A 22,650-nucleotide genomic window follows, 5' to 3' on the forward strand; every position below is an offset into this window, starting at 1 on the left:
TACGCCTGCTACAAACAGCTCTATGAGTTTATGTTGTTTGTACTGACTTAGACGACTTTTTCTCATAGGGTTATCTTAACCTAAATGGAAGTTTTAGTCGTTATCTAGGACAGCCCCTTAATTTTTCATATTTAAGCGTTACTAATAAATTTTGAAAGTCTACTAAAAATTCTTGTAATTGTAGCTTAAACGCTTTTTCACTAATAAAGGCAATAAATTTGCCTAATGTCATTTGTGCATCATATGGTTCTTCCGCATATAATGAAAAAGTATCACCAATTTTATTAGGCTCTTTTTTAGGATCAGGTATTACAAACTTCATCGCTTCATTTGTTAAATAATATAGCTCTTTGAGCTTCTTCAGTTTTATCTTTAATGAGCTTACTATATAGCTCAGATTGCTGAAAAAATTCATTTTTAGCATCGGAAGATTTAGCTAAGAGTTTAAAATTACCAAATAATCCAGCAGCCAATTTAGCTGGGTCAACAGCTTCAGTACGCAAAATTCGGCTATATTCACGGCGTATATCTAAGTAATCGCCTAGATCAGTTAATGTCGGAGCAATCACAGTAGCCTTAGAAGTCCATTGCTCTTTTGCCGTAAAAGCATAAATACCCGCTAGTAAGGTAGTAACAAAAGTAGTTAAAATAATCCAAATTTTCTTGTCCCATAAAACACGGATAATCTCAGTTAAATCGATCTCATCTGAATGTTGTTCAACTGTTTTTGGTAAATCTGCCATAACGTCCTCTGAATTCGTAAAATTTTTGCGCGGATTATACACCATATCTATCTACTATCTATCTATCTATCTATCTATCTATCTATCTATCTATAAAATATTACTATTTTTTTGAGATTGCACTTGCAATGTAATTATTAGATAATACCCAATCATTCAGAACCTTGATCTAAAACAAAATGAACGATATCCAAATTCCTTTAATCTTTACTGATGCAGCAGCTCGTAAAGTGAAAACCTTAATTGAAGGCGAAGATAACCCAAATCTTCGCTTGCGTGTTTATATTACGGGTGGGGGCTGTAGTGGGTTTCAGTATGGGTTTACCTTTGATGATCAGGTAAATGAGGGCGATCTCACTATTGAGAACCAAAATGTAGGCTTGGTGGTTGATCCGATGAGCTTGCAATATTTAATCGGCGGTACGGTAGATTATACCGAAGGCTTAGATGGTTCTCGCTTTGTAGTTACTAATCCAAATGCGAGTGCAACTTGTGGCTGCGGTTCTTCCTTTAGTATTTAATTGGTAAAATTTACCTAAAAGATAACCGCTTGTATCAAGCAAAATAGCCTAACTTTTTAGTTTAGGCTATTTTTCATTTCTCTCACATTTACAACATTTCCTTTCACGTGGCGGAACAGGGTCTTCCCCGCCCTCACTCATTGGATTACAGCGTAAAATTCGTTTAAAGGCGAGATATCCGCCTTTGACTGCACCGTGAATTTTAATCGCTTCAACGGCATAGGTTGAGCAGGTTGGGTAAAATCGGCAGCGAGGACCAATCAACGGGCTGATGGCATAGCGGTAGAAATAGATGGGAAGCAGGAATAATCTTGCCAATAAACTGACGCGTTTTGGCTCACTTATTGGTTGCTCTGATGATTGCTTTGAGCTGGCTTTTTGCTCAGGCGGATATGTCTTGCCCATAATTTTTCCAGAGTGTCGAGAAACGTTGCGTTGTCTAATTTACCAATGCCACCTTTTGCCACAAATACAAAATCAAAATTGGGTAATTCGTGCTGTTTTAGGCGAAAACTTTCTCTCACAATACGTTTAATACGATTACGATCGTGAGCTCGTTTAAGATGTTTTTTAGCAACGGTTAAACCGAGACGAGGATTATCTACTGTATTCTCTCTCGCAAGAAGGGTCATTTGAGGGGTGCTGGCTCGAAGTGGTTCTTCAAACACCGCTTTAAATTGAACGGGAGCTAACAAACGCAGCTCCCGAGAAAAATTTAGCTTCTTCACACTTAATTAGAAAGGTGTTTTGGCTTACTCTGCAATTATGCAGATAAAGATTTACGACCTTTAGCACGACGACGTGCTAATACTTGACGACCGTTTTTAGTAGCCATACGAGCACGGAAACCGTGTGTACGAGCACGTTTTAATACTGATGGTTGAAATGTACGTTTCATTGCTTATCTACCTAAATATTTAAAAAGTTGGCATACAAAAATGTTTCTGCCAAACAAGGACCATAAAAAAGAGTTGCAATTCTACAGGCAAACAAAACAAAAAGCAAGAATCAATCTAAGTACAAATCAGATTGTTTGCAAAGTTTTTGAAAAATACCACCGCTTGTAATAATCGCAGAAATTTATATTACTTTATGGCATAATCGTTGCATACTCATTTATCTATAATCTATAATTTTGGAAAATATACTATGAATCAGCAAAAAATCGGTATTTTATTAGCCAACTTAGGCACACCAGATGAACCCTCTGCCCCAGCCGTTAAACGTTATTTGAAACAATTTTTAAGCGATCCTCGTGTTATCGACTTACCCAAAGTGAAATGGCAGGCAATTTTAAACTTTATCGTATTGCCAAAACGCTCGCCAAAGGTGGCTAAATTATACCAATCGGTATGGAGTGAAGAAGGTTCACCATTATTAGTGATTTCTCGTGAGCAGCAACGTTCTGTTCAACGCTATTTTGATGCCAAAGGTAAAAATGTGGTGGTGGAATTGGGAATGTCTTACGGTAATCCAAGCATTGAAAGTGCAACAGATAATCTGATTAAACAAGGCGTTGAGCGAATTATCGTGCTACCGCTTTATCCACAGTATAGCAGCACCACCACTGCGTCGGTGTTTGACGCTTTCGCAAACGGTTTAAAAGCACAGCGTAAAATTGTGCCGTTCGATTTTATTCATAGCTATCACAACGATCCGCTTTATATTCAAGCGTTAGTGAATTCTATTCAAGTTGAACAAGATGAGCTATTACTTTTCTCTTTCCACGGTATTCCAAAACGCTATGAAGACGAGGGAGATTTTTACTCAAGACATTGTTATGAAACCGCTGAATTAGTGGCAGAAAAATTAGGCTTACCAAAGCATAGATGGCTTGTTTCTTTCCAATCACGTTTTGGCGATGAAGAGTGGTTACAGCCTTACACCGATGAAACTCTTGAAGGCTTCCCACAAAAAGGCGTGAAAAAAGTGGCAGTTGTGTGTCCGGGCTTCTCGGCAGACTGTTTAGAAACATTGGAAGAAATTGCGGAAGAAAACCGTGAGAATTTTGAACACGCAGGCGGAGAATCTTATCGTTACATTCCTGCATTGAATGCAAACGGCGATCACATTAAAGCCTTAGTGAAATTGATTGAAGCGAAGATGTAAGCATAAAATACAAGCGGTCGAATTTTGCAAAAAATTTACAGAATTCCACCGCTTGTTACTTAGCTTATTACCTATTTGCGAGCCACTTTTACCACACCATTAATGCTAGATAATTTGCGTAAAATCGCCTCAAAGTGAGCTTTATCAATAACCGAGATCTGGAATATCACTTTATAAACATTGCCCTCTCTTGCTTCGCTATGAATGCTGCCGATGTTGCTGTCCATCTTCGCAAAGGTAGAAGTAATAGCAGCTAACACACCCGGCTCATTCATAATATCTAGCACAATTTCCGTTTCAAACTTGATGGCTTTTTCTTTAGCCACTTCCCACATTACAGGTAGATAATGGCTTTGATCAAGAGCATAATCTTTTACATTTGCACAACAAGTATTGTGAATAACCAAGCCTTTGCCTGAACTAACGTGAGCAATAATGTCATCGCCCGGTATCGGTAAACAGCATTTTGCGAAACTGATGAGATGATTTTCCACCCCTTCAATTTTTATCGGTTGGTTATTTTCTGGGTTGCCATCAGTATCAATTTGCAATGTTTCGCCTGATAAGCGTTGAGCGATCACGCTGCTCATCTGGTTACCCAGCCCAATTTCAGCTAATAAATCGTCAAAAGTCGCTAAGCGTAGCTCATCTAATACAGGCTGAATAACGTCTGGTTTAAGTTCATCAATCGAATTCAAATTCATCACACGAATTAATTGTCGCTTGCCTAATTCAATGGCTTCATCGTGTTCTTGATTTTTGAGGAACTGACGAATTTTCGCTCGTGCTTTACCCGTTACTACAAAATTCAGCCAAGAGACTTTCGGTCGTTTGCCCTGCTCAGTAATAATTTCCACCGTTTGCCCTGTTCGTAGTGGCTCGGTAAGTGGATATGGATTACGATCTACAATCGCCCCCACGCAGCGATCGCCAATTCCTGAGTGAACGGCATAAGCAAAATCAATCGCCGTAGCATTCGCAGGCAATTCCACAATACGCCCTTTTGGCGTAAAAACAAAAATATCATCAGAGAACAGATCCGATTTTACATTTTCAATAAATTCCGCTGTGTTGCCAGCACTGTTTTGCAATTCGACGATACTTTGTAACCATTGCTGTGCTTTCAATTGAACTGTGGTGTTGTGTGGATTTTCGCCCTCTTTATAACGCCAATGAGCGGTAACTCCCATATCTGCCATTTTATCCATATCTTCGGTACGAATTTGTACCTCAACCGGTACACCGTGCGGACCAATCATTGAAGTATGTAATGATTGATAGCCATTTGGCTTCGGTACTGCAATGTAATCTTTCACACGCTTCGGGCGAGGTTTATACAATGCGTGCATCTGCCCCAATACGCGGTAGCAATTATCCACATTTCCTACTACCACACGGAAAGCGTAAATATCTAAAATGGAATGAAAATGCTGATCTTTCTGACGCATTTTTTGATAAATCGAATAGAGATGCTTTTCACGCCCATAAACTCGAGCTTCAATTTTTACATCCTCTAAACGCCCTTTAATATCATCTGCAATGCGTTGAATAAGCTCTTTACGATGACCTCTGGCACTCGCAATTGCCATTTTTAATACACGATAACGCTGTGGGTGCATTGCCTCAAAGCCGAGATCTTCTAGCTCGTTTTTAATATGCTCAATACCTAAACGATGGGCTAACGGACTATAAATTTCCAATGTTTCTTTTGCAATACGGCGGCGTTTGTCGGGGCGAAGTGAACCTAAGGTTCGCATATTGTGAGTACGGTCGGCGAGTTTTATCAAAACAACACGAATATCTTTCGTCATCGCCAAAATCATTTTGCGGAAATTAGCTACTTCCGCTTCTTGGCGAGTGCGGAATTTTAACTTATCGAGCTTAGAAACACCCTGCACAATATCAGCAACGCTCTGCCCAAATTCAGCCGCAAGTTCTTCTTCGGTGTAAGGTGTATCTTCAATCACATCGTGCAAGAGGGCGGCAATCACAGCTTCGTGATCTAATTTCATCTCAGCAATGATAGAAGCTACCGCAACAGGGTGTGTGATGTAAGGCTCTCCACTTGAGCGTGTTTGCCCCTCGTGAGCATCGCGTGCAATCACATAGGCACGTTTAACACGTTCGATTTGTTCACTCGGCAAATAGCCTTGAATAATTCGATCTAAAGGTTCAAAAAGATACACGTTATACCTCAACAGAAATAAAAATGGACAACGAATTTGCAAATTTTTAGGAAAATCCTACCGCTTGCAGACCCAATTGCCCATTCTCTCTTGACGAAAAATAAAATTACGCTTCGTTGCTCATTTCAGTTAAAAACGAAATCGCTTCTTGCTCTGCCGCTTCTTGTTTAATAGACTCGTGGTTTTCTAACTGATCCATAATATCAGTGGTAATTAACCCCTCTTCAATTTCACGCAATGCAATAACGGTTGGTTTATCATTTTCTTCAGGCACAAGTGGCTCACGCGTGTGAAGTTGTAATTGTCTTGCACGACGTGCGGCAATTAAGATTAAATCAAAACGGTTGCCAATTTTCTCCGCTGCCTCTTGTACGGTTACACGAGCCATAAATTTACTCCAAAGATATATTCATTTTTATTCATAAAAAGATTGCAGATTATACAGAAATTAGGCAGGTTCTGCAATTATGGCGAGGGGAATTATTTAACTTTCGTTAAAGAAAAAACTGTTGGGCATAAATGCCTAACCTATCAACTGCAATTATGGTAAGGGGAATTTAGGGGATTATTTAACTTTGGTTAAAACCGCCAATAATTCTTGCTCAACCTCTTTCCCAAATTTCCCCATTCGGAAATTAGCGATAAACTCATCAACTTTCTCTGGTTTAGCGTCAATTTTGTCTTTTAGAAACTGCGGAAATTCTGATAAGACGATTTCAGCCTTATTACCACTCACATCAAAAATAGTAGGAATTTTTGGTTCAGAAACAACCGCTTGTAGCTGTTCATCGTGCTTAAATTGCGTTGCTTGTTGGACTTCTTTACAAGCAATATACTCTACTTTGATGTTTGGATTGAGTTTTGCCATACGTTGAAAATACGCCACAATTTCCACGCAATCAGGACAATGGGGTTCTGCCATTACCAGCCAATCGCCTTGTACACTAAGTGCTTTCAGCTTGTCTTCCGTTTCTGGCTCTAGTGTTACCTCAACATAAACCTCTAGCTGATTTTCACGATCTTCATCGTTACTAAACTCAAGATATTCATAAAAATGTGCCATAACTTCCTCTTAAATCGATTTTCGCCATAAAATTTCGCAATCCACTTTCACACTTTCCACTCTCTTTTGGGCTAATTTTTGCTGAATTAACGTGAATGTTTGTTCTGCGATCTGTTGGTGATCTTGCTTGATTGAGTGAATATGAAACGGCAACGCATTCAATAAATGATGATCGTCAAAGGTGGCTAAATGCAGCTCTTGGGTTAAGAGTTTATCCATTTGTCGATGCTCGGTTAAATAACGCATTACCCCTTCAAGCAGGGTAAAGGAAGCAGTAAAGACTGCTTCAGGCAGTCGCCCTAACTTTTCCACCACTTGCGAAAACATTTGGTAGCCCGATTCAGGCTGATAATCTTGGTGTAACACCCAATTTTCATCAAAATCTAAATGCGATTGTTCCAAGCCCTCACGAAAGCCTTTTAGACGATTTTGGCTCGGCGAGAGCGAAAGCTGACCGCCTAAATAGAAAAATTCTATTGGCTGATAGGCTCTCACCATATTTTCCACCAACATACTGATCGTTTCAGTGTCATTACTGGTAATCGATGGCACATCTAGCCCCAAAATATAGCGGTCGAGCTGTAAGACAGGCGTGTATTGGGTAATACTTTTATAGTAGCTAGGCTCGTAGTAAGTAGGAGCAGTGATGAGTAAATCGACTTGTCTGTCCAACAAACGCTCGATTGCTTTTTTCTCGCCGTCAAAGCTGTCATCAGAGCAGGCAATCACAAGTTGTAGCCCATTCTCACGGCATAACTTTTCTAGCGTTTTAGCAGTTAATGCAAAGCCGTAGTTGGTAAGATCAGGAATGACTAAACCAATCACATTGGTGCGTTGAGCTTGTAAGGATTTTGCATAAACATTGGCTCGATAGCCGTGTTTTTGGGCGATTTCTTTTACTTTTTGGCAAGTTTCAGGCTTAATCCTAAAATCATTACCTCGCCCGTTTAAAATCATACTTGCGGTGGTTTTAGACACACCACTGAGTTCTGCAATATCGCTTAGCGTTAAGCGTTTCTTCACACTCTCTCCTTTTTATCATTTCAGGGCTTTCCCGCCCGTCTTGCTTTATTCTACGCTAATTGGTATTACTTTTGCTACTCTCGCTTGCAGAGGTCGGGAACTTTTCACGCTATTTTCACGATTTGCGATAAAGAAACGAGAGGTTAGCACCTTTTCGCCACCGTTGAGGAAAATTTCCACCACCGAGCGGTCGAAGAAGATATCTAGTGTATCTAGTTTTTCAATTTGACAATGGCGAACTGTGCCAAATTTTTCCATCAACTCAGTTTGCTCACTTTGGCTGCGGTCTAAACTAAACACGCCGTTTTCAAAACGCATTGTGAGCGTTTGCCCTTTATCATTGCTGAAGAAATCTAATACAAGCGGTTGATTTTCTACAGAAATTTGCAAATAAGCGGTATCTAAATTATCGATTGCAAAATTTTCTGAAATTTCGACCGCTTGTAGTTCGTCTAAATTCACAATCGGTTGTTGCACTACTTTGCCGTTTCGTAGGGAAAGTTTGCGGGGCATTGTCAGCATTGAATGCCATTGGTATTTATCAGTCGGGTAAGTAAGATCAGGCAAGCCCACCCAGCCAAACATAATGCGATCTGAATTTTCTACCGTTTGCGGAGCATAGAAATCAAAGCCGTAATCTAATTCCTCAATATGCTCTGTATTGAACGAATTACCGTTTAGCTGCCCCACCGCATAAGTAGCGTGATAGTTATTTTGGAATTGATGGCTTTCACGCAGTTTACCCTGTGGCGACCAAACAAAGAGATCTTTACCGCCAAGTCTAAATAAGTCCGGACATTCCCACATAAATACGTTGCTGTTATCAAAATCGTTCACAGCCAACTCGGAAATTAAGCGAGGTGTATCATTTAAATCATTCATTTCATAAATTAACGCTGTGCCAGTTAAATTTTCACGCTGTGCCCCAAGCACAAAGCGGATCTTGCCTTCAGCGGTAATATAAGGTTTCGGATCACGAACGTGTTCGGTGTAACCTGCTGGGGCTTGGTCGATAATGCAACGTTTTTCGAGCAATTTGCCTGAAGTATCAAAAATCGCAATATTTTGATGCGGCACACGAGCGTTATCAGAAGGACGGCGAGTGTTGCCCGTATAGAAAGCCACAATTTTGCCTTGCCATAAAATCGCTCCACCTGAATAGCAGCCGTGCGATTCAAATAGTTCATCGGGAATTAACAACTCTCCTTTCTGAAAGGTTTGAAAATCTTCGGTCATAAAATGCTGCCAATGCTTCATTCCGTGCAATGCCCCGTAAGGAAACCATTGGGCAAAAATATGATAGTTTTTACCATCAAAAAGTAAGCCATTTGGGTCATTAAATAAGCCTGTTTCAGGGGCGAGATGGTAAGTTGGGTAGAAATCAAGATCAGAAAGGACAGTTTGACGAATGGTATCTAATTCGTCCTCGCTTTGAGCGTGCAGGCTTTTGTATTTGCCGTTGTTAAAAATGTGCATAGGGTTGTTCCTATAATTTCAGAATTACGATGGTGCAAGCGTCCACGCTTGTACCGTGATAAAAATTAGGCACAAGCGTGGACGCTTGCGCCATCATTAAACTATTCCGCCAAAAACGCTTCTAACTCCGCTTTGTTCGGCAATGCAGACATTGCCCCTTTTGCAGTAGTCGCTAATGCACCAGAGGCGTTGGCTTTGCGGATCACTTCAACTAACGCAGTTTCATCTTGCCAATTTGGCGTATTAGCTAAACCTGCTAATAGCCCACTCACAAAGGCATCGCCTGCCCCTGTGGTATCTACAGGTTTTAATGCTTTGCCTGCTACAATTTGGCTCTTACCGTTGAGGTGGTAAATTGCTCCGTCTTTGCCTAGGGTAATGATGATTAATTTTTCAGGATATTGTTCCGTAATAGCTTGGGTGGCTTGTTCTAACGTTTCAGTATTCGTTAATAGCGTTAGCTCTTCTTCTGAGAATTTGAGAATATCCGCCATTGAAACCACTGAATTTACCACCGATTTCATTTCATCAAGGCTTTTCCAGAGGGATTCACGTAGGTTCGGATCGAACGAAACATAGCCTCCTGCTTGTTTTACACGGAGGATGGCTTCAATGGTGGTAGAACGTGATGGGTCATTAATTAGGGCGATTGAGCAACAATGTAAGAAATCGCCTTTATTAAATTCAGGTAAATCGCCAACTTCTAAGAATTGATCGGCACTTGGATTAACCATAAAGGTAAAGCTACGTTCACCGTTATCTAAGCCCACTACAACGGTTGATGTGCGCTGGTTGTCATCTAAAATCATATTCTCAACAGAAACATTTTCTGCTTTTAGCACATCACGCATAAATTGACCGAGTGGATCGTTGCCTACACGCCCGATAAATCCTGCCTCAACGCCTAAGCGAGAAACGCCTACCGCCACATTTGCGGGAGCTCCGCCTGCACATTTTAAATAGTGATTTTCGCCGTCTGGAATTAAATCTACAACAGCGTCGCCTGTTACCCAAATCTTGCTCATAATGTTCTCTTTCTATTTTATGTAATCATAACTAAAACGATTTAGCTAAAATTATTATAAATTGTAAGTGGCTCAATTTCACTTACTTTTTGCATTTTGAGATACGTTAAATTGCAAAAAAATCTAAAAAAATGACCGCTTGTATTATAGCTACAAGCGGTCATAAAATGTCATTTTTTTACAGATTCACAACGTATTTGCCAACACCTAACTCATCTTCTTTACGAGTGCGAGCAATAACGCTTTCGGCGGATTCCACCACGCGTAATCCCATCTCTTCTTCTGTGCGAATTACCTCGCCACGCAGGGAGTTGGTGTAAACATCGGTAATTTTCACATCAACGAACTTGCCGATCATATCCGGTGTACCAACAAAATTCACCACACGGTTAGTTTCAGTACGGCCTGTCAGCTCCATTAAATCTTTCTTAGATGGGCCTTCAACCAAGATACGTTGCTCTGTGCCAAGCATCATACGGCTGAACTGCTGGGCTTGTTGGTTAATACGCTGTTGTAAACGGGCTAAACGCTCTTTTTTCTCTTCTTCTGATACGTTATCAGGCAAATCTGCCGCCGGTGTACCCGGACGAGCTGAGTAAATAAAGCTAAAGCTCATATCAAAGTTTACTTGCTCAATCACTTTCATTGTTTGCTCAAAGTCTTCGGCAGTTTCACCCGGGAAGCCCACAATAAAGTCTGAGCTGATGAGAATGTCAGGACGAACTTCACGCAATTTACGAATAATCGCTTTATACTCTAATGCGGTGTGGTTACGTTTCATCATTGTTAGCACTCGGTCTGAACCGCTTTGAATTGGTAAGTGTAAGAAGCTCACTAATTCAGGCGTATCACGGTAAACTTCGATAATATCATCGGTAAATTCAATCGGGTGGCTAGTGGTGTAACGCAGGCGGTCAATACCGTCAATTGCAGCAACTAAACGTAGTAATTCTGCAAAGGTACAAATGCCACCATCAAAGGTTTCACCACGATACGCATTTACGTTTTGCCCAAGTAAATTGACTTCACGCACGCCTTGTGCGGCAAGTTGTGCAATTTCAAATAAGACATCATCAACCGGGCGTGAAACTTCTTCGCCTCGTGTGTAAGGCACAACACAGAACGAGCAATACTTATTACAGCCTTCCATAATGGATACAAACGCCGTTGGGCCTTCAGCTTTCGGCTCTGGCAAGCGGTCAAATTTTTCGATTTCTGGGAAAGAAACGTCCACAATCGAGCTTTTTCCGCCACGGATTTGGTTAATCATTTCAGGTAAACGATGAAGCGTTTGCGGCCCGAATACAATATCCACATAAGGGGCACGATCACGAATATGTTCACCTTCTTGTGAAGCAACACAACCGCCCACGCCAATGATTAGATTTGGTTTATCTTTTTTCCAGTTTTTCCAACGGCCAAGTTGTGAGAATACTTTTTCTTGTGCTTTTTCACGAATAGAACAAGTATTTAGCAGTAAAACATCTGCATCTTCCGGGTTTTCAGTGAGTTCAAAACCGTGTGTAGAATTGAGCAAATCTGCCATTTTGGACGAGTCGTACTCGTTCATTTGGCAGCCCCAAGTGGTAATATGTAATTTAGCCATAGTCAAAAATATAAATATATCAATTAGTTAGAAAAGAAAAGCGTAAAGCAATTTATTGTTTTTGTACTCAAAATAAACCCTTTACGCAAAATTTGTGGCATATTTTACCCTGTCGCCTATTTTTTATCTAGAAATAATCTGCATAAATCTGATATTCAGCAAATAAAAAAGCCACGATTTTTTATATCGTGGCTCTATTTATCATTTTAGAATTATTTTGTTAAGGTTAAAACAATGCTTTCGCCTGCAACAACTTGACCGCTTAATTTAGATAAATTGCTGATTTCATCCATATTTGAAATCACGATCGGTGTTAAAACAGATTTTGCTTTCCCTTCAAGTAAGGCTAAATCAAATTTGATGATCGGGTCACCCACTTTCACCGTTTGACCTTCTGTTGCAATACGAGAGAAACCTTCGCCTTTTAATTCAACGGTATCAATACCGAAGTGAACGAATAATTCTACGCCATCTTCAGACTCAATAGAGAATGCGTGGTTGGTTTCAAAAATCTTACCGATTGTACCATTTACCGGTGAAACGATCGTATCGCCAGTTGGACGAATTGCAACGCCATCGCCTACAATCTTCTCAGAAAAAACAACATCTGGTACATCTTCGATGTTTACAATCTCGCCTGTTAATGGCGAATAGATTTTGATCTCTTGGCTCTCTTTTTGTTTTGAGCCGAATAATTTATCAAATAAACCCATCTTAAAATCTCCCTCAGATATTACAGAATTCCCGTACATTTTATACGAGAATTTTGTATTTGTATGCTAAATAATTTAAATTAGTTTAATTTTTGGTAAAAGGCTTCAACTAAACGTTCAATATCCGCAGCCGTTGGCTGAGCAAGGGCTTCATCAGCGAGTGCTTTTGCATCGGCAAAATTAATTGAACGAATGAGTTTCTTAACGTGCGGCACAGAAATACCGCTCATACTAAACTCATCTAAGCCCATACCAAGCAATAATGCCGTTGCACGTACATCACCTGCTAATTCACCACACATACCTGTCCATTTACCTTCTGCGTGTGAAGCATCGATTACTTGTTTGATTAAGTTTAATACTGATGGGCTTAATGGATTATATAAGTGAGCGATAATTTCATTACCACGATCCACTGCCAGCGTATATTGCGTTAAATCGTTTGTACCAATACTGAAGAAATCAGCTTCTTTCGCCAGGTGGCGAGCATTTACCGCAGCTGATGGCGTTTCCACCATAATACCGAGTTTTAAATTTTCATCGAATGAATGACCTTCATTACGTAATTGATCTTTTAACTCTTCAACGATTGATTTTAATAATCGGATTTCCTCTACCGAAATAATCATTGGGAACATTACCGCTAAATTACCAAAGGCAGAGGCACGCAATACCGCACGTAATTGAGTATCTAAAATTTCACGACGGGTAAAACCAATACGCACAGCACGCCAACCTAAGAACGGGTTCATTTCTTTTGGTAAATCAAGGTACGGTAATTCTTTATCGCCACCAATATCCATAGTACGAAGAATCACCATCTTATCGCCCATCGCTTCTACAATTTCTTTGTAAGCTTGGAATTGCTCTTCTTCACCCGGCAGTTGAGCTCTATCCATAAATAAGAACTCAGTACGGTATAAACCTACTGCTTCACCACCGTTACGCAATACGCCATCTACATCACGGATTGTGCCGATGTTACCTGCTACATCAACCTTATGGCCATCTAAGGTTTCAGCAGGCAGATCTTTTAATTTCGCTAATTCTTCTTTTTCCGCATTTAATTTATTTTGTAATGCTTTAAATTCTGCAATTTTTTCTTCTGATGGATTTAAATGCACTTCGTTGTTAATTGCATCTAAAATCAAGAAATCGCCAGTTTTTACTAAAGAAGTTACATTATTCGTCCCTACAATAGCAGGAAGCTCTAATGAACGAGCCATAATTGAAGTGTGAGATGTACGACCACCAATATCCGTAATAAAGCCTAATACTTTATCTAAATTTAGTTGCGCGGTTTCAGATGGGGTTAAGTCGTAAGCGACTAAAATAACTTCGTCTTGAATATCACCTAAATCCACAATATTCATATTTAAAATATTACGCACTAAACGATTACCGATATCACGAATATCGCCTGCACGTTCTTTTAAATATTCATCATCAATTTCCGCAAGCATTGCCGCTTGCATTTCAATGACTTTACTTGCTGCAACATCAGCTGTAACAAGATTATCACTCAGGTAACTTAGAATTTCTTCTTCAAGCTCTTCATCTTCTAAGATCATTAAATGACCTTCAAAAATCGCTTCTTTTTCTTCGCCCAACGTTCGGCGAGCTTTCTCTTTAATCGCGGTTAATTGTGCAGCTGCTTTTTCACGTCCTTCAAAGAATTTCGCTTTTTCAGACTCAACTTCGCTTTCATCAATTTTGCGAGTATTTAATACAATTGGCTCTTCTTTTAAAACCAATGCTTTTCCAAATACTGCACCGGGGGAAGCTGCGATACCTGTAATCATAATCGTGTCCTTATCTAAGACGATAAATCGTCTGGTGTTGCATAGCAAAACACTTTATCGCAGCATTTCGCTACAATAAAGTGGTATAAATCTTAATCCGAGAGTAGAAAAATTATTCTAAAGTAGGAATTAAATCAACTAAGAAATCAACTGCTTTTTGCTCATCTTCGCCTTCAGCAGAAATCGTGATTGTAGTACCTTGAGTTAAACCCAACGTTTGTAATTTAAATAAACTCTTTGCACTTGCACTTTTACCGCCAGACTCAACAGTAATATCAGAGGCAAAGCCTTTAGCCACTTTAACAAATTCAGCTGCCGGACGGGTGTGTAAACCATTCGGGGCTGTGATAACAACATCTTTTGAGTACATAATGTATTCCTCTTAAATTTGAAAGTTAAAAAAATGTGTTTTAATTAAATCGATTTAGCTCACAACTTTACTACAAATTCAAATTAAACACACGCTAAAAAAATGAAAAACTTGTTGCTTTAGGCTAAAAAATTGCTAATTTTCTGAGCTGATCTAAAAATCATTTGCCAAATATCAAGATTTTAGCACACTGCCAAATGGAAATGTTACAATAATTTCCACTGAACTTTCCCTTAATTTTCAACATTGGAGCAATATGCTTAGCAAATTAACCAAAACAACAGCGTGGTTTATCTACTTTGGCATTATTGCTCTTTATGGTTTTAGTTTATGGGCACTGGTCGGATATCAACAAAACAGTACCTTAATTGCTAGTGTTGATGTGTTGAAAATTCTCGCTTATAGCTCGCTTCAGTCCACACTTTCTGCCGTAATTTCACTTATTTTAGGTGGTCTTTTGGCGAGATCTTTTTTCTACTTAGACTTTAAAGGCAAGCAATTACTTTATAAAACCATCTCTTTTGTTTGGGCATTACCGTCACTTGTGATTATTTTTGCCGTGATTGGCGTATTCGGCAATTCAGGCTGGCTGGCACAATTTTTTCGCTCTTTAGGCTTGGAGTGGCAATTTAATTTATACGGCTTACACGGCATTATTATTGCTCACTGCTTATTTAATATTCCTTTTGTGATGAAGTATTACATCAGCGGATTAAACCTTATTCCAAGCAGCCGTTTTCAACTTGCCGCTCAATTAAATTTAAAAGGTTGGAATTTCATCAATATTGTAGAAATGCCCGTTATCAAAACCCTGTTTCCTTATATTTTTATGACGGTGTTTCTCGTCTGTTTTACTAGCTTTCCGATAGTATTAATGCTCGGCGGCAGCCCGAAATATAGCACGCTGGAAGTTGCTATTTATCAAGCGGTTACTTTTGAATTTGATTTTGCAAAAGCGATTATCTTAATTGCCGTACAATTTGTTGTGGGCATTGGCTTACAATTTGTGATGAGCCGAATTTCTACCACCGCATTGAAAGAATTAAAACAACACCCCAACCGAGTAGAAATATGGAAACCAAAGCCAACAGGCTCGGCAAAATGGCTATTACAAGCGGTCATTTTTTTGCAAAGTTTTGCAATAATTCTACCGCTTGTAAGCGTAGTTTGGGCTGGAGTTGGCGTATCAAAATTCAGTGAGCGATTGCTCAACCCAGCATTATGGAAAGCAGCACAGTTCTCTTTGGTTTTAAGCCTGATTGCCTCTTTTGTCGTGATTGGCATTAGTTATCTAATTGCGTTAGAAGCCCGCCAACTGCTCTATAAAAAGGCCAAAATCGCTCACAGTATTTTAGGCAGCGTGGCGATTTATCCGTTATTGCTACCTATCTTTTTATTGTCAGTTGGGTTATTTATTTTATTGATGAACCAAAATCTCTCCACAACGGAACTGTTAATTTTAGTTGGTGTATGTAATGGCTTAACCTTACTGCCTTTTATCTACCCAATGCTCTTTTCAGCAATGTGGAACAGCCTAACCAGCCACGACAAACTGGCTCGTGGCTTAGGGCTAACAGGCTTTCAACGCTGGTGGATTGTGGAAAAAACGCAGCTAATTCAACCGCTTGCAACCGCTTTTGCATTAGCGATGCCCTCCAGTTTAGGCAGTTTTACCGTGATTGCCTTTTTTGGCAATCGGGATTTCAGCTCGCTGCCTTATTTGCTCTATCAACAACTTGGGAGCTATAGAACTGAAGATGCTGCTGTTACCGCATTGATATTAATGCTTTTCTCCTTGCTACCATTTTTATGTATAAAGGACAAAATATGATCGAACTTGATCTTCACTTTACTTATGAACAGATGAAAATGCACTTCAAACTTTCTGCCAATAAAGGCGAACGCATTGCGGTTGTTGGCGAAAGTGGAGCAGGCAAAAGCACATTACTCAACTTAATTGCAGGATTTGAGAAAGCCGAAAAAGGCGAATTATTGTTAAATCAAGAACAACATACTCACACTGACGTGGCACAACGCCCTGTTTCGATGCTGTTCCAAGATAACAATATTTTTCCGCATTTAACGGTAGAACAAAATATTGGCTTAGCCCTTGTGCCAAGCCTCTCACTGAATGCAGAACAAAAATCACAAGTCAAACAAATTGCCACTCAAATGGGGATTGAAGAATCTTTACACCGCCAAGCGGATCAACTTTCAGGCGGACAAAAACAGCGTGTTGCCCTTGCTCGCACACTGTTGCGTGATAAGCCAATTCTATTGCTAGACGAACCTTTCTCCGCCCTCGACCCAAAACGCCGAGAAGAATTACAACACATCGTGCTGGATATTTGCCAAAGCCGTCATCTCACACTTTTAATGGTAACGCACCAATTAGAGGAAAGTTTATTTTTGTTTAATCGGGTGATTACGGTTGATGACGGAAAGGTTATTTCCGATCAAAAAATTTAAACCTCATCGGTAGGGGCGAAAAATTTTTCACCCCTTGTGTCTCTTAATATCAAGTAACATAAAATCTCAGAGTAAGATATTGTAGATGCTACGTATATCAACCTTGGGGAATTTAAGCGTAATGCAAAATAAGTTGAAACTGAGGAGGATACCTCATTTTATATTCTAAAACTGTGAAATATTAGATTAACACATTCGCGATTGTAATACCGACAATACAAGCTGTAATTACACCCACTAAACCCGGAGCCATAAAGCTGTGGTTAAAGTAGTATTTACCGATTTTAGTTGTTCCTGTTACGTCAAAGTTCACGGTTGCGATATCAGACGGATAGTTTGGAATAAAGAAGTAAGCATAAGTTGCCGGCATTAACCCCACTAATAATGGTGCAGGTAAGCCCATTGCAATACCTACCGGTAATAACATTTTCGCCGTTACTGCTTGGCTGTTTACCACCACAGACACTGCAAACATAGCAAAAGCGAACGTCCAAGGTTGAGCTTGAACCATCTCCATTACACCTGCTTTAAAGGCTGGCATTGCGTAGGTAAAGTAGGTATCACTCATCCACGCAATACCAAAAATTGCAATTGCTGCCACCATTCCTGATTTAAACACTACGCCATTCGGCACTTTTTTCGGGTCGGTTTTCGTTAAAATCAAGATTAAACCACCAAAGGTCAGCATTACAATTTGGATAATCTGATCCATACCTGCTATTTTGCCTGTTGCCGCAACTGTTGGCTTAATGCTTGGGATCATTGCGATAATCACAATAGTTGCAATCGCTGCTAAGAATAGGTAAACCGAGTTTTTCGCACTTGCGGGTAATTGTTCATCTAATGATGTTGCACTGGTTTGCTCAATTTGTTTACGCAATTCTGGGGCTTGCATACGGCGTTGATATTCAGGATCGTCCTCAAGCTCTTTACCACGACGTAAGCTATATAAAGACATCGCAATCACACCACAGAAGGTTGCGGTAATAGTTACTCCTACTACATTTAAAAGCGTAACGCCTTCAAAGCCCGGTAACTTGGTAATTTCTGTTAAGTAGTAAGCAACCGCTGCAGATAACGGGCTACCTGTAATTCCTAATTGAGAGGCGACAGATGCCGCTGCCATCGGACGTTCCGGTCTTATTTTATTTTTTAAGGCAATATCGCCGATAATCGGCATAATTGAGTAAACAGAATGCCCTGTACCGAGCATTAAAGTCATTACATAGGTAACAATTGGGCCTAAGAAAGTAATGCGTTTAGGGTTGTTGCGTAAAATGCGTTCTGCAATCTGCAACATAAATTTCAAACCGCCAGCCGCTTCTAAAATAGATGCACAGGTTACAACGGCTAAAATCACTAACATAACGCTAATTGGCGGTGCAGAAAGCGGCATTCCTAAGAAGAAAACTTCAACGAATAAGCCGATACCGGAAACTACCCCTAAACCGATACCACCAAAGCGGCTACCTGCGTATAAAAAGGCTAATAAAAGCAAAAATTCTGCATAAAGCATAAGAACCTCAATTTAAAAATAATCACTGGAAATAAGTATACTTGAATTATTTTTTTAAACTTTGAAATAAATCAAAAATAACTAACTCTAAAGAGGTGGTTTGATGAAAAGTTGTTCTATTTTTTAGAAAAACGGATTACTCCGCACTTAATTACACTCTTACTTGAAGGCAAACGGTTGCTCTGATAGAATTTGCGGAACAAAAATTTAACTAAAATGAATAATTATTCATTTCTAAGGCGTTATGAAAAGCTACTCTTACTCATTAATTAATGTTTTTGCACCAAGCCATTTTGGTGGCAATCCGCTTGCGGTATTTTATGAAGCAGATGGATTAGATGACAGCCAAATGCAGCTTATCGCCCGTCAGTATAACCTTTCAGAAGTGGTTTTTGTTCAATCTTCCAGCCATTTACAAGCGGTCAAAAAGCTTAAAATTTTTACGCCTGATTATGAAATGCCCTTTGCCGGACACCCAACGATTGGTGCGGCTTTCGTTTTACATTCGCAACTCAATCTGCCTGATGAATATATTCTTGAAACCAATGCAGGTTTGGTGGAAATTCAGCACCAAAATAATAATATTAGCTTTGCTTTAAAAAACGGAGTAAAAGCAGCAAATGCACCACTAAGCTGTGCGGAATGTGCAGGTATTTTAGGACTTGAAATTGCCGATATCGCCTCTGAACCTTGCTATGTCAATACGGGCGTAGAGCAGCTATTAGTTGAGCTATCTTCCCGACAAGCGGTCGAAAATTGCAAAATAAATGCAAATTTTTTTGTGGGCAATGCTTTTATTAAAGATAGCTTCTATGTTTGGCATAGAACAGAAAATAACGTAAAAGCCCGTCTATTTTTTACTTCACAAGGTGCGGTAGTGGAAGATCCGGGAACAGGATCGGCAGCGGCAAATTTGGGTGGTTGGCATATTGCAAAAGAGCTAACGCCATTGAATGTATCCATTTCTCAAGGCGATGAGATAAACAGACCGAATCGCCTATCCTTAACCGTTGATGAGCAAAATACGATCTTTGTTGGTGGGAATACAATTTTAGTAGGCAAAGGGGAATTTTATTTACCGTAAAATTTAAACTTTGCTTGATGTTTTGTATTTTTATACAATAATTATGCATAATTAATTGTTTTAATGTTTACAGGGAGAAACAAAATGACACCTAACCTAAAAAACAGACATCTACTGAGTTTAGTAAACCATACTAAGCAGGAAATTCTTTTCCTCGTAGATTTAGCCCGTGATTTAAAGCGTGCGAAATATGCGGGTACGGAGGAGCAAAAGCTAAAAGGCAAGAACATTATTCTTGTTTTTGAAAAATCTTCAACCCGCACCCGTTGTGCTTTTGAAGTGGCTGCTTACGATCAAGGGGCTCACGTTACTTATATTGATTCCACTTCTTCGCAAATCAGACACAAAGAATCGATGAAAGATACGGCTCGTGTGTTAGGTAGAATGTATGATGCAATTCAATACCGTGGTTACAAGCAGTCTGTGGTACAAGAATTGGCAGATTATGCCGGTGTGCCGGTTTTTAACGGCTTAACAGATGAATTTCACCCAACCCAAATGCTTGCCGATGTATTAACGATGACTGAACACTGCGAAAAACCACTAGAGCAAATCAGTTATGTATATATTGGCGATGCCCGCAATAATATGGGAAATTCACATTTACTCATTGGGGCAAAATTAGGTATGGATGTGCGTATCTGTGCACCCAAATCTTTATTGCCTGAAGAGTCTTTAGTGGAAATGTGCAAAAAATTTGCGGAGGAATCCGGGGCAAGAATTACCTTAACCGATAATATTGAAACCGCAGTTAAAGGCGTTGATTTTATTCATACCGATGTGTGGGTTTCAATGGGTGAGCCATTAGAAAGCTGGGGAGAGCGTATTGATATGCTAATGCCTTACCGAGTAACCCCTGAATTAATGAAAGCAACCGGCAATCCTGATGTAAAATTTATGCACTGCTTGCCGGCATTCCACAATACCGAAACGACCGTGGGTGCATCAATTGCCGAAAAATACCCTGCTCTTTCAAATGGCATTGAAGTAACTGATGAGGTATTTGAATCTCCGGCTAATATTGCCTTTGAACAATCTGAAAATCGAATGCACACCATTAAAGCAGTAATGGTTGCAAGTCTTGCCTAATTGAAATTAAAAACGGATTATTAAAAAATAATCCGCTTTTTTGTTATTTCAACATCAAATATTTCATTGCAAATCTATCTACCACATAGCCCACATCATCTTCAAAGAGGAGTTGAATATCATTGAGCGATAGCACTGCATTACCTAAATCAATGTTAAGCAGATCTGATTTTATGTTTTCCAATACGTCATCTTGATGTGTTTGGGTAATGTCTAAATTATGCTTAGCGAAAATTTTTCGTACTTCATCGTCTATATTAAATTGAATTTCCGGCTCAATACCTTTAAAGGCGATGATGAACTCCTTCGGTGCTTCTATTTCATCACAGGCTTGGGTAATTTCGGTATAATTATCAGCATTAAATTCATTATTGGTGAAATCATAACCTTGATAGATTAATGTTTGGCATTGAGTTCTATCATCTTCGGTGCTTCGAGTATAAATATGGCTTGGGCGATAAAACCGTTTCTCCAAAACAATAAACTCTTTCGCGTTTTCCATATCGGCTTTGGTTAAACGAATAGGATTGCGATTAGTCGTTTCAAAGATGCGTGGGCTATTATAATCTTTCTCGCTAATCAATTCATAAGCGGATTCAATACCATATTTTTCTTTAAATTGTTCAAAACGAAGTTCTCTTGCAACATAGCTTAGCATTGAATTAAATCGTTCAATTTCAGCACGGTTATCGCCTAGTGATTGTTTATGTTTAAATACGGCTTCTTTGCTGATTTTATTATTCTCATCAAGCAAATTATGTTCACTCAAATAGTTATCTAAACGCTGGGTTTGGTCTTCAATCGCTATTTTTTGTGGGTCTAAAACAAAGACTGAAATTAAAATAACCACAATCGAAACCGCAGAGAATAAGCGGTATTGGGCAAAACGTTTCGTGAGTAATAAGCCATAGCAGATAGTTAGGGTTATCGCCCCAATCACTAAATAAATACGGGCTTCAGTTAAGCCGTAATTGCTTAGGCGAATGTAGATGGCATACCACACCAAAGCGAGTGGCAATAAGGCGAAATAAACATAGTAGCGGTAGAACCATTGCCATTTTGCATTTTTTAGCAATAATTGAACCGCTTGTATTAATAAGCCAATGGTTAAATAAGGGAAGGCTACGTTTGCCACCACGCCGTTTGGCATTTCACCCCTGATGATAATATAAACCACATAGGCATAAATAATGGTGGTATAGATAATTAACGCCGGTGATAAAATCCAGTTCAGCAACATTTCACCAATGTTATTTAAATATCTATCTGTGGTTGCATTTTGCTGTTCAAGTGTTAGAAACAGTACAGGGAATGCCCAAAATCCAGCAAAAATACCAAACCGTTCAAAGATAGGGCTGCTATACACTTCAATATTGAATAAAGCGATAATTGCAATGGTAATGCAGCTCAATATTCCCCAAATAATCATTGCTAGCGTCCCAGCAAAGATTATATTGATTAATTTGTTCGACATTTCATCAATAAATTTGCGATTATCTTTATGCCAATATTGGCTGATTAAGCAAATAAATGCACAGAGAGTGACCGCCCAATAACGGGAATCGCCCAGTAAATTTATATTGATTTTATGATGGAAGAAAGCGACTGCAATCGGAATGGGTGCAAGTAGCCAATATACTTTGCTGTTACGCATAAGATACAATAACACAAAGCAGAGAGGGAAAAGTGCAATGAACTCATTATAACTTGGGTTGTTAATTAAGAAAAAGGCAACATAAGTAACAGATAGAATTTCTAGCGGGTGTTGAATAATAGTATGCCTAACCATTGATTTAAAACGTTGTAGTTTGATGAACATCAGTGTCTCCTGCAAGTAAAATTATCATAGTATCTC

23 protein-coding genes and 1 pseudogene are annotated in these 22,650 nt (G+C 39.4%); 6 read left to right on the forward strand and 18 right to left on the reverse strand.

The genetic code is table 11. The features are described from left to right. The 3 genes and pseudogenes from ACERCF_RS09450 to ACERCF_RS09460 all read right to left on the reverse strand — a co-directional run. Positions 1-66: pseudogene (locus tag ACERCF_RS09450) on the reverse strand (IS1595 family transposase); the annotation flags it as partial. Positions 67-100: 34 nt separating this feature from the next. After that, positions 101-322: a hypothetical protein gene (locus tag ACERCF_RS09455; RefSeq protein WP_373625429.1), complete on the reverse strand. Its 222-nt coding sequence runs from the start codon at positions 320-322 to the stop codon at positions 101-103. 4 nt (positions 323-326) lie between these two features. Continuing rightward, positions 327-743 carry a Wzz/FepE/Etk N-terminal domain-containing protein gene (locus tag ACERCF_RS09460; protein WP_373625430.1) on the reverse strand — a complete coding sequence of 139 codons (417 nt, stop codon included), beginning with the start codon at positions 741-743 and terminating at the stop codon, positions 327-329. 179 nt (positions 744-922) lie between these two features. Between ACERCF_RS09460 and erpA the strand changes: the two genes are divergently transcribed. Then, positions 923-1,264, forward strand: coding sequence for an iron-sulfur cluster insertion protein ErpA (gene erpA, locus ACERCF_RS09465; RefSeq protein WP_373625431.1), 342 nt, complete (start codon positions 923-925; stop codon positions 1,262-1,264). A gap of 66 nt (positions 1,265-1,330) precedes the next feature. Here the strand turns inward: erpA and yidD are convergent, their stop codons facing one another. From yidD to rpmH, 3 genes are read right to left on the reverse strand one after another with little or no spacing between them, the layout of a single operon-like run. Continuing rightward, positions 1,331-1,669 carry a membrane protein insertion efficiency factor YidD gene (gene yidD, locus ACERCF_RS09470; protein ID WP_373611215.1) on the reverse strand — a complete coding sequence of 113 codons (339 nt, stop codon included), beginning with the start codon at positions 1,667-1,669 and terminating at the stop codon, positions 1,331-1,333. Continuing rightward, the gene (gene rnpA / locus ACERCF_RS09475; protein ID WP_373611216.1) at positions 1,606-1,992 is read right to left on the reverse strand and encodes a ribonuclease P protein component; all 387 of its coding nucleotides are present in this window, start codon (positions 1,990-1,992) and stop codon (positions 1,606-1,608) included. Before rnpA ends, yidD begins: the two co-directional genes overlap by 64 nt. A 35-nt stretch (positions 1,993-2,027) precedes the next feature. Further along, positions 2,028-2,162: a 50S ribosomal protein L34 gene (rpmH, locus tag ACERCF_RS09480; protein ID WP_005599701.1), complete on the reverse strand. Its 135-nt coding sequence runs from the start codon at positions 2,160-2,162 to the stop codon at positions 2,028-2,030. 251 nt (positions 2,163-2,413) lie between these two features. Here rpmH and hemH point away from each other — a divergent pair, with 251 nt between their 5' ends. Further along, positions 2,414-3,373, forward strand: coding sequence for a ferrochelatase (gene hemH / locus ACERCF_RS09485; protein ID WP_373625432.1), 960 nt, complete (start codon positions 2,414-2,416; stop codon positions 3,371-3,373). A 71-nt stretch (positions 3,374-3,444) separates the two neighbouring features. On the opposite strand, the gene spoT is transcribed toward hemH, so the two are convergent. From spoT to ACERCF_RS09535, 10 genes are all read right to left on the reverse strand, one after another. Next, entirely contained in the window at positions 3,445-5,559 is a 2,115-nt protein-coding gene (gene spoT, locus ACERCF_RS09490) for a bifunctional GTP diphosphokinase/guanosine-3',5'-bis pyrophosphate 3'-pyrophosphohydrolase (RefSeq protein ID WP_373625433.1), read from the reverse strand. Positions 5,560-5,665: 106 nt separating this feature from the next. Then, the gene (gene rpoZ / locus ACERCF_RS09495; protein ID WP_025216583.1) at positions 5,666-5,947 is read right to left on the reverse strand and encodes a DNA-directed RNA polymerase subunit omega; all 282 of its coding nucleotides are present in this window, start codon (positions 5,945-5,947) and stop codon (positions 5,666-5,668) included. Between the two features lie 177 nt (positions 5,948-6,124). After that, on the reverse strand, positions 6,125-6,622 hold the full coding sequence (locus ACERCF_RS09500; RefSeq protein ID WP_373625434.1) for a thioredoxin family protein: 498 nt from the start codon (positions 6,620-6,622) through the stop codon (positions 6,125-6,127). 9 nt (positions 6,623-6,631) lie between these two features. Beyond that, positions 6,632-7,645 carry a LacI family DNA-binding transcriptional regulator gene (locus ACERCF_RS09505; protein WP_373625435.1) on the reverse strand — a complete coding sequence of 338 codons (1,014 nt, stop codon included), beginning with the start codon at positions 7,643-7,645 and terminating at the stop codon, positions 6,632-6,634. Positions 7,646-7,690: 45 nt separating this feature from the next. After that, on the reverse strand, positions 7,691-9,121 hold the full coding sequence (locus tag ACERCF_RS09510) for a glycoside hydrolase family 32 protein (protein WP_373625436.1): 1,431 nt from the start codon (positions 9,119-9,121) through the stop codon (positions 7,691-7,693). Positions 9,122-9,222: 101 nt separating this feature from the next. Then, a complete protein-coding gene (locus tag ACERCF_RS09515; RefSeq protein WP_373611223.1) occupies positions 9,223-10,146 on the reverse strand; it encodes an aminoimidazole riboside kinase in 924 nt (307 codons plus the stop codon). Positions 10,147-10,324: 178 nt separating this feature from the next. Next, positions 10,325-11,752: a tRNA (N6-isopentenyl adenosine(37)-C2)-methylthiotransferase MiaB gene (gene miaB, locus ACERCF_RS09520; RefSeq protein WP_373625437.1), complete on the reverse strand. Its 1,428-nt coding sequence runs from the start codon at positions 11,750-11,752 to the stop codon at positions 10,325-10,327. 212 nt (positions 11,753-11,964) lie between these two features. Next, positions 11,965-12,465 carry a PTS glucose transporter subunit IIA gene (gene crr / locus ACERCF_RS09525; RefSeq protein ID WP_373611225.1) on the reverse strand — a complete coding sequence of 167 codons (501 nt, stop codon included), beginning with the start codon at positions 12,463-12,465 and terminating at the stop codon, positions 11,965-11,967. 80 nt (positions 12,466-12,545) lie between these two features. After that, the gene (ptsI, locus tag ACERCF_RS09530) at positions 12,546-14,267 is read right to left on the reverse strand and encodes a phosphoenolpyruvate-protein phosphotransferase PtsI (protein ID WP_373611226.1); all 1,722 of its coding nucleotides are present in this window, start codon (positions 14,265-14,267) and stop codon (positions 12,546-12,548) included. A gap of 112 nt (positions 14,268-14,379) precedes the next feature. Further along, entirely contained in the window at positions 14,380-14,637 is a 258-nt protein-coding gene (locus ACERCF_RS09535) for an HPr family phosphocarrier protein (protein WP_373625438.1), read from the reverse strand. A 256-nt stretch (positions 14,638-14,893) separates the two neighbouring features. On the opposite strand from ACERCF_RS09535, the gene thiP reads away from it, so the two are divergent. Further along, positions 14,894-16,468: a thiamine/thiamine pyrophosphate ABC transporter permease ThiP gene (gene thiP / locus ACERCF_RS09540; protein WP_373625439.1), complete on the forward strand. Its 1,575-nt coding sequence runs from the start codon at positions 14,894-14,896 to the stop codon at positions 16,466-16,468. Beyond that, positions 16,465-17,106 carry a thiamine ABC transporter ATP-binding protein gene (thiQ, locus tag ACERCF_RS09545; RefSeq protein ID WP_373625440.1) on the forward strand — a complete coding sequence of 214 codons (642 nt, stop codon included), beginning with the start codon at positions 16,465-16,467 and terminating at the stop codon, positions 17,104-17,106. The genes thiP and thiQ overlap by 4 nt, the downstream gene beginning before the upstream one ends. Positions 17,107-17,287: 181 nt before the next feature. On the opposite strand, the gene ACERCF_RS09550 is transcribed toward thiQ, so the two are convergent. After that, positions 17,288-18,622 carry an anaerobic C4-dicarboxylate transporter gene (locus tag ACERCF_RS09550; RefSeq protein ID WP_373611230.1) on the reverse strand — a complete coding sequence of 445 codons (1,335 nt, stop codon included), beginning with the start codon at positions 18,620-18,622 and terminating at the stop codon, positions 17,288-17,290. A 244-nt stretch (positions 18,623-18,866) separates the two neighbouring features. On the opposite strand from ACERCF_RS09550, the gene ACERCF_RS09555 reads away from it, so the two are divergent. Further along, positions 18,867-19,706 carry a PhzF family phenazine biosynthesis protein gene (locus tag ACERCF_RS09555; RefSeq protein ID WP_373625441.1) on the forward strand — a complete coding sequence of 280 codons (840 nt, stop codon included), beginning with the start codon at positions 18,867-18,869 and terminating at the stop codon, positions 19,704-19,706. Between the two features lie 84 nt (positions 19,707-19,790). After that, on the forward strand, positions 19,791-20,795 hold the full coding sequence (locus ACERCF_RS09560; protein ID WP_373625442.1) for an ornithine carbamoyltransferase: 1,005 nt from the start codon (positions 19,791-19,793) through the stop codon (positions 20,793-20,795). Between the two features lie 43 nt (positions 20,796-20,838). Here the strand turns inward: ACERCF_RS09560 and ACERCF_RS09565 are convergent, their stop codons facing one another. Beyond that, a complete protein-coding gene (locus ACERCF_RS09565; RefSeq protein WP_373625443.1) occupies positions 20,839-22,614 on the reverse strand; it encodes a DUF4153 domain-containing protein in 1,776 nt (591 codons plus the stop codon). Between the last annotated feature and the right edge of the window lie 36 nt (positions 22,615-22,650).

The organism is Mannheimia kashgarensis, from assembly GCF_041807705.1.
In the GTDB taxonomy this organism is placed as follows: Bacteria; Pseudomonadota; Gammaproteobacteria; order Enterobacterales; family Pasteurellaceae; genus Mannheimia.

What these genes read in the sequence shown, in the direction of transcription:
- ACERCF_RS09500 (WP_373625434.1), bottom strand. Translation starts at nt 6,622, where the DNA reads ATGGCACATTTTTATGAATATCTTGAGTTTAGTAACGATGAAGATCGT.
- thiQ (WP_373625440.1), top strand. Translation starts at nt 16,465, where the DNA reads ATGATCGAACTTGATCTTCACTTTACTTATGAACAGATGAAAATGCAC.
- ptsI (WP_373611226.1), bottom strand. Translation starts at nt 14,267, where the DNA reads ATGATTACAGGTATCGCAGCTTCCCCCGGTGCAGTATTTGGAAAAGCA.
- ACERCF_RS09535 (WP_373625438.1), bottom strand. Translation starts at nt 14,637, where the DNA reads ATGTACTCAAAAGATGTTGTTATCACAGCCCCGAATGGTTTACACACC.
- miaB (WP_373625437.1), bottom strand. Translation starts at nt 11,752, where the DNA reads ATGGCTAAATTACATATTACCACTTGGGGCTGCCAAATGAACGAGTAC.
- ACERCF_RS09550 (WP_373611230.1), bottom strand. Translation starts at nt 18,622, where the DNA reads ATGCTTTATGCAGAATTTTTGCTTTTATTAGCCTTTTTATACGCAGGT.
- ACERCF_RS09460 (WP_373625430.1), bottom strand. Translation starts at nt 743, where the DNA reads ATGGCAGATTTACCAAAAACAGTTGAACAACATTCAGATGAGATCGAT.
- ACERCF_RS09515 (WP_373611223.1), bottom strand. Translation starts at nt 10,146, where the DNA reads ATGAGCAAGATTTGGGTAACAGGCGACGCTGTTGTAGATTTAATTCCA.
- hemH (WP_373625432.1), top strand. Translation starts at nt 2,414, where the DNA reads ATGAATCAGCAAAAAATCGGTATTTTATTAGCCAACTTAGGCACACCA.
- thiP (WP_373625439.1), top strand. Translation starts at nt 14,894, where the DNA reads ATGCTTAGCAAATTAACCAAAACAACAGCGTGGTTTATCTACTTTGGC.
- ACERCF_RS09455 (WP_373625429.1), bottom strand. Translation starts at nt 322, where the DNA reads ATGAAGTTTGTAATACCTGATCCTAAAAAAGAGCCTAATAAAATTGGT.
- yidD (WP_373611215.1), bottom strand. Translation starts at nt 1,669, where the DNA reads ATGGGCAAGACATATCCGCCTGAGCAAAAAGCCAGCTCAAAGCAATCA.
- rpoZ (WP_025216583.1), bottom strand. Translation starts at nt 5,947, where the DNA reads ATGGCTCGTGTAACCGTACAAGAGGCAGCGGAGAAAATTGGCAACCGT.
- ACERCF_RS09510 (WP_373625436.1), bottom strand. Translation starts at nt 9,121, where the DNA reads ATGCACATTTTTAACAACGGCAAATACAAAAGCCTGCACGCTCAAAGC.
- erpA (WP_373625431.1), top strand. Translation starts at nt 923, where the DNA reads ATGAACGATATCCAAATTCCTTTAATCTTTACTGATGCAGCAGCTCGT.
- ACERCF_RS09555 (WP_373625441.1), top strand. Translation starts at nt 18,867, where the DNA reads ATGAAAAGCTACTCTTACTCATTAATTAATGTTTTTGCACCAAGCCAT.
- ACERCF_RS09565 (WP_373625443.1), bottom strand. Translation starts at nt 22,614, where the DNA reads ATGTTCATCAAACTACAACGTTTTAAATCAATGGTTAGGCATACTATT.
- rpmH (WP_005599701.1), bottom strand. Translation starts at nt 2,162, where the DNA reads ATGAAACGTACATTTCAACCATCAGTATTAAAACGTGCTCGTACACAC.
- ACERCF_RS09560 (WP_373625442.1), top strand. Translation starts at nt 19,791, where the DNA reads ATGACACCTAACCTAAAAAACAGACATCTACTGAGTTTAGTAAACCAT.
- crr (WP_373611225.1), bottom strand. Translation starts at nt 12,465, where the DNA reads ATGGGTTTATTTGATAAATTATTCGGCTCAAAACAAAAAGAGAGCCAA.